Raw genomic sequence first — 5,793 nt, 5'->3', positions numbered from 1 at the left:
CGCTTCCTGAAGTGAGTGAAATTTCGAAGTCAGCAGGTGCTGTGATCGTCAAGTCGTCGGTGAGGTTGAAGCCTTGTACTGTTACTGACTGCTCGCCGGATGGATTGCCCATAACCTGGCAGAATTGGCTCAAAACAGTAGGTGCAACAGAAATTTCAGGATCTGTCGCTGTAATTGTAAACTCACCTTTTAAGCCGGTGGAAATATTATAGTTGCTTCCTCCGCGAATACGAACATTTCCATTTCCTGTTGGGCCTCCGTTTGCCCATCCATACATTCTGAAAACAATGGAATCACCGGAAGGAATGCTCACCGGATTTGCGAATGTCAACACTGAACGACCATCGTTGGTTCCGATGATGAAATCGCTATCCATCTGAACAAAGTTGTTGTTGCCCACAGCATAATGAATAGCTCCGTTGTTTGAGCCCTGATTAGAACGGGAATGCGCAATAGCCAGCTCAGACACTTCAAATTCTACAGATGAACTCGCTGTGAAACTGAACTTAACGAACTTTTCATCACTCACGGCTGATGCCTTGGAAGTGGAGTTATGAATACTGCGGTAATGCGAGCCTGCATTGTTGCAGCCAACATTTACCCTGGTAAATCCAGAGAAAGCTACACCGGGCGGCAAGTCTTCATAAACTCCGGCATTGAACTCAACATCCGATCCCGGACATGTAGTGGTACCAATAGCTGGCGAGTACGCCTCGAATGCTGTTTGCGCAAAGACGATTGGTGAACTGTAAATAAAAAAGACTAACAACAGAAGCTGGTGCCACCTTTTACTGATTAACAAAACTGGTTTTGGTTTTTTCATGATTCATGAAAGGTTTAAGTGAGAAAAAAAGTGAACATGTTTCAAGAGTCTCAATGCTGAGTAGATCTTCAACACCGTCAAAAGTAATTAGGGCTTAACAACTCAAAATTAGATTCTTATTAAGCTTCATTAAAGATCGTATTACCTCAGGATGAAAGTTGGATAACGGCCGTATGAAACGTGCGGGTTGACTGGCAAGCAGTGATACCAAAAACGATCACAGGTCATCACTAAATACTTTGGATGAAAAGAGATGTTTTTAACAAGAAAGGTTTGCAAGTACAGCCGAACCCATAAACTTTGAGATGGGGCTTATTTGAAATTAAACTGCCATCCCAGGCGGAATTGCTCAGTCCACCGGTATGGATTGATGGATTCCTCTTTCAACACGTTGAAGTATTGAAATTTAATCATTGAGTCAAAACCTTTGATTTGATAGGCCAGCGCCCCTGATAAGCGCTGCGCGTTTCCAGGAACAAGGTCGTTTAAATCAAGTTCTTCAAATCGAATTGAAATGATGGTTTTGAGTTTTTTGGAAAAATAGTTGGCCTGTACTATATAACCACCGGCTACAAAGAATCCATCGTCTCGTCCTGTATAATAGCCATGAAGTAAAGCGTCGTTGTTGCGCTGAGGAATTCCCCACATTTGGTGAATTTCAAATTGGGCCGAAAATCCTTTAAATTGAAAACTCGCGTCAAGACCATAAACATAGCGCTCGCCATTTACTACTTTCACACCATACTCTCCTGTTGCAAAGTTGGGAAACGATCTACCATCTGGAAGTTCCTTGTTGGCATAGCGTCCGTTAAAGCCCAGGGCAATCATAGGTACAGGGGTGTTGCGTGTATCGATTTCGCGGTAGCGATACCTCGCCGGGTATGCGAAATCAATCCGAGCTACGAATTCTGGTTGCCCGCTTGCGTCGTTGTCGCCACGGAGTGAAACTTCAGCCAACCCTGTATAAACACCGGCGTAAACGTTAACACGTTGCTTCCAAAAAGACTTCATGAGGGTTACACCGATATCCCTTCTGCCAAACACATCACCCCTAAGTAACTCAGCGCGCTGCCAATAAGGACTGTAGGTGAATGGAACCAGCGAGCTCCTGGAATAGAACAACTTTCCGTAACCTACCTGAACATCTACAAACCGCAAGCCTTTGTAGCGCACCCATGCATCCATCAAACCGGGGTTTTCCGGGTCAATTGCACCGCCGGCAAGTGATGAGAGATCTACAAAGTCCACCTGTAGTTCATATTCTATGACGTCCTTGATGCGGCCTTCCAGTTGAATCTGGGCATCGCGCAACCTAAAACGATCCTTGTTTCGGTTATCACTGGTTTCTTTCAGCACCCTATGGTTGTAATAGGTAGACAAGGAACCTGTGATCTCCAGAACATGGTGTCCATTTCCCAGCGTGAGCTGAGCTGTAACGTTCTGGCAAGCAATCAGCAAAGCGAGAAGCGAAAACAAGAACCTCATCAGGCAGGGGATTTAAAGAAATACAGCCGTTCCATGTCGTCGGATACAATCACCATTCTTCCGTTTCGGTCAAATGCAATTCCCTCGGGGTTGATGATGGGTACGTACCATTTATTCAACACCTTATAGCTAGTCGGGTCAAGTTTAATCACATGCATATCTTCATCACTGAGAAGCCACAAAAAACCATTGTGCCATGTTGCAGCCGAGATATCAGAAGCAACATTTTCCATGTCAATCTCATTGATAAGGTTGAGGTTTTTGTCAAGCTCAAAAAGGAAAATAGGGTCTTTCTCAGTGAGCATTATAAAGCAGTTTCTGGACCTGTTGAAAGTAATGGACTCGAAAGCCTTGTTTCGTCCGCCGCCATAAGGCACCGATACCGTGCGTTCAAGTTGGAATGTTTCCAAATCAAACACGCGTATCTTTCTTGTAAATTCTTCAATGACATACACTTTACCTTCATGCACAGTAACACCTTCGGTGTCAAAACCCTTGTAATCGGCTTTTCGGATAATCTTTCCCACAGAATCCATCTCAAATAAAAACCCATCATCGCTAACCACGATATATGTGTTTTTGTCCGGGTGCATGCAGATATCTGAGGGTTCAGGCACCTGAGTATGGGTAGATTTGATTGGCTTAAGTTTTTCCGGGCGTTTTTCTGTGGATGATAAAAGCAACATTATTATAACCAGAGCGAATAGAGGAATAATTACCAATTGGGGCGCCCCGGGGGTTTTGCAGAAATGGCGCAGATCGTTAAATGGCGCTCCCATCGAAGGTCAAGTTATCGAAACGGTTGTTTCCTGAATCATTTTCGTTACCGTCTGCAAACACAATCCGCACTTTAAACATCGGGTTGTTGTTGGCTCCGCCCACATTAGAGAAATCTATCTGGCGCAATTCCCATTCTTCGGTTACTTGATATTGCGTTTCCTGTAATGCTGCATTAATGAAATTGCTTCCGTCGGCAGCGTAAAAGATTTGTTGTGCCTGTGCTCCTGAGCCTGTACGTCGGGTGGCGTAGCGAAGTATAATGTTCTCATACCCATCAGTGGGTGCCGTAACTTCAAGGTATGAGCCCGGGTTTCTCAATCGAAGTGAAAGCCCGTCAGAAGCTCCGTTGCGCGCATTGATGTCCGTTCCGTCGTTTACGGTTTCCCAACAAGATTGTGTTGCACCATCGCAAAACTCAAACGCACCGCTCTGACCGTAGTACATCATATCGGCCTGACTCGTAGTGTAAGTTGGGGTGAAGATGGCTTCGGGAGGTGAATTATCATTAAAGCTCCAATAGTGGATGAGCTGAACGCCCGAAGGAAGGTCATTACATTCGCAAGGAACTTGAACGGGCACCTCAACAATCAATCGGTCTTTGGTGCAAGCGCTTAGCACCAAAATTGCTACCACCAACAGCACATGTAAACCATTTGTTTTTGTCATGTGTTTCATAATCGGCTCTTAACGAATTACTATTTGAGTAACTGCCATGCCTCTGTCGGTATGGGTTCTGATGAGGTATACACCGGAAACCATGTTGGTGGTTTGAACAGTTGCCATACCATAAACATTAAAGCCCTCTTCTCGCTGTAATCTGCCCGAAACATCCAGAATCTGTATATGCTCAATAACACAATCACACTGGATGTTGATGAAGTCAGAGGCTGGTACCGGAAACACATGGATGCCTGGAGACTGAATAGCTCTGATTGAAGTAATGTTGTTGGAGGCACCAGGTGTGGGAGTCTCAAAAAACACCCAGTCGGCTGCCCCATCGGTAGCACGCCCTTCCGAAATGTCGGCCGATTGTTGTCCGAAAGTATACGTATCAATGGCTGTTTCGCCGTCGGGGAAAAATATACCAAGGTCTTCTCCGCTACCAGAAAGAGACCAATCTACGTGCAATACACCTGTTTCCGGATTACCACTGGCCCAAAGCAGCAAAAAGCCATTAGCCGGGATAATCGTCTCAGGCGCACCATAAGCCATTTTATGCTTGAAGACATTGTTTAGGTTATCGGTGATGTAATATCCGGCAATATCCACATCAAAATCATTGGGGTTATAGATTTCGAACCAGTCCTCATATGACCCTGTTTCATCGGCGATGGTCTCACTATTGATAGCCATGAACTCATTAATGTAGAGTTCGGGCAGTTCCATACATATACCATCTACAAAAACATCCACCGCCTCCGCTTCGGGTGAATTAAAAGATACTACTCCATTGGCGGCCCCTATTGAATTTCTGTTGAGCCTGACATAGACCGTAGTTGGCTCAACCTGTCCGGAGACAGCAGGTATGGAGAGTTCTTCATCAAAATTATTGTCCGGATTATCTGACACTTCAAAAAATGGTGGAACGGTAACCAAAACATTGCCAGTAAGGTTGAGGCCCTGAATCAATATAGGTTTTGCTGCAGTTGGACTTCCAATCAATTGATGAAAAAACTCTAACTCCGTTACATTGGCGATAAGCACCGGATCGGGGGCTGAAGAAAGCTCTGAGCTGGTGATTTCAATATCATCCAGACTGAGCATTGGCCTGGAGCCCCCGTCGTTTTGCTCAATGAAGTAGTATTTCCATCGCACTTGGACTTCCGGTTGATTGTTGCAAATGGCTGGAAGCATTATATCCTGATAAGTTTCAATTTCGCCAGGCTCACGTCCGGCTGAACTGAAAATGACAGGATCTTGAAGGTTATTCCATACAGCGCCTACCCCTACCCGGTACTGGAGGGTTATGGCACATTCCCTCGGCGTTGGATCACCACTACCTTGCGAAACTATGCCGAGTGAAAACTGCAATGTAATGTTTTCACGACCTGTAGCATTCAAAGACACGATGGCTGCTCCAACGTATCCTCCTACATCATCCGGTCCGTTTCCACAGCGCTCTTGTGAATCCTGAATGTTACCAGTGTTGATAAAACCAATACCGTCTTCAAACAACCCTATAATTCGAGAGCGAGATTCGATATCATATCGGCATACCCAATCACCCGAAGGCTCATCCGCAAGTTCCGGATCTCCATCCGGAAAAACATGAAACATCATGTTAGGCGGATAGGTACCAGGATCGGAATCGGGATCCCAATCATTAAACGAATAAGCTCCTGACCCAAGAATGAAAGGTTCAGGGTTGCTTTGCCCCATTAATGATTGGCATGTCATAACCACAAGCAAAAAGGAGATGGTAGCAATTAGAGTAGTTCTCATAGGTGGATTTTCTATGAGCCAAAGGTATTTGTGTCATATGCCGCTTGCGATTAAGCAATGATTAAATAAGAATTAAACCAACTTTGCAAAAGTTACCAGCTTGTTAATTCATTGTTTGACAAAAAAAATCCGCCGGATCGTAAGACCCGGCGGATTTTTCAATGATTAAATGTAACTCGCTTATTTCACAACCATACGCTCAGTAGCGAAGCGCTCGCCATCCACAACGATGTGAACCATGTACATTCCTGTAGCGAGGTTCT

At 44.9% G+C, this 5,793-nt stretch carries 5 protein-coding genes; all 5 read right to left on the bottom strand.

The window, feature by feature from the left end; genetic code table 11:
• Positions 1-823, bottom strand: an 823-nt coding sequence (locus tag EA392_00350; GenBank protein TVR42421.1) for a hypothetical protein, incomplete at its 3' end; no start/stop codon positions are given.
• A 312-nt stretch (positions 824-1,135) separates the two neighbouring features.
• The gene (locus tag EA392_00345) at positions 1,136-2,308 is read right to left on the bottom strand and encodes a hypothetical protein (protein ID TVR42420.1); all 1,173 of its coding nucleotides are present in this window, start codon (positions 2,306-2,308) and stop codon (positions 1,136-1,138) included.
• Complete coding sequence (locus EA392_00340) at positions 2,308-3,087, bottom strand: hypothetical protein (GenBank protein TVR42419.1); 780 nt, start codon at positions 3,085-3,087, stop codon at positions 2,308-2,310. The genes EA392_00345 and EA392_00340 overlap by 1 nt, the downstream gene beginning before the upstream one ends.
• Entirely contained in the window at positions 3,071-3,754 is a 684-nt protein-coding gene (locus EA392_00335) for a hypothetical protein (protein ID TVR42418.1), read from the bottom strand. Before EA392_00335 ends, EA392_00340 begins: the two co-directional genes overlap by 17 nt.
• An 18-nt stretch (positions 3,755-3,772) precedes the next feature.
• Entirely contained in the window at positions 3,773-5,530 is a 1,758-nt protein-coding gene (locus EA392_00330) for a hypothetical protein (protein TVR42417.1), read from the bottom strand.
• Positions 5,531-5,793 lie beyond the last annotated feature (263 nt).

Source organism: Cryomorphaceae bacterium, assembly GCA_007695365.1.
GTDB lineage: Bacteria > Bacteroidota > Bacteroidia > Flavobacteriales_D > SKUL01 > SKUL01.
The sequence above is the reverse complement of the archived record's forward strand: the minus strand, read 5'-3'. Positions and strand labels throughout refer to the sequence as shown.

What these genes read in the sequence shown, in the direction of transcription:
- EA392_00340 (TVR42419.1), bottom strand. Translation starts at nt 3,087, where the DNA reads ATGGGAGCGCCATTTAACGATCTGCGCCATTTCTGCAAAACCCCCGGG.
- EA392_00335 (TVR42418.1), bottom strand. Translation starts at nt 3,754, where the DNA reads ATGACAAAAACAAATGGTTTACATGTGCTGTTGGTGGTAGCAATTTTG.
- EA392_00330 (TVR42417.1), bottom strand. Translation starts at nt 5,530, where the DNA reads ATGAGAACTACTCTAATTGCTACCATCTCCTTTTTGCTTGTGGTTATG.
- EA392_00345 (TVR42420.1), bottom strand. Translation starts at nt 2,308, where the DNA reads ATGAGGTTCTTGTTTTCGCTTCTCGCTTTGCTGATTGCTTGCCAGAAC.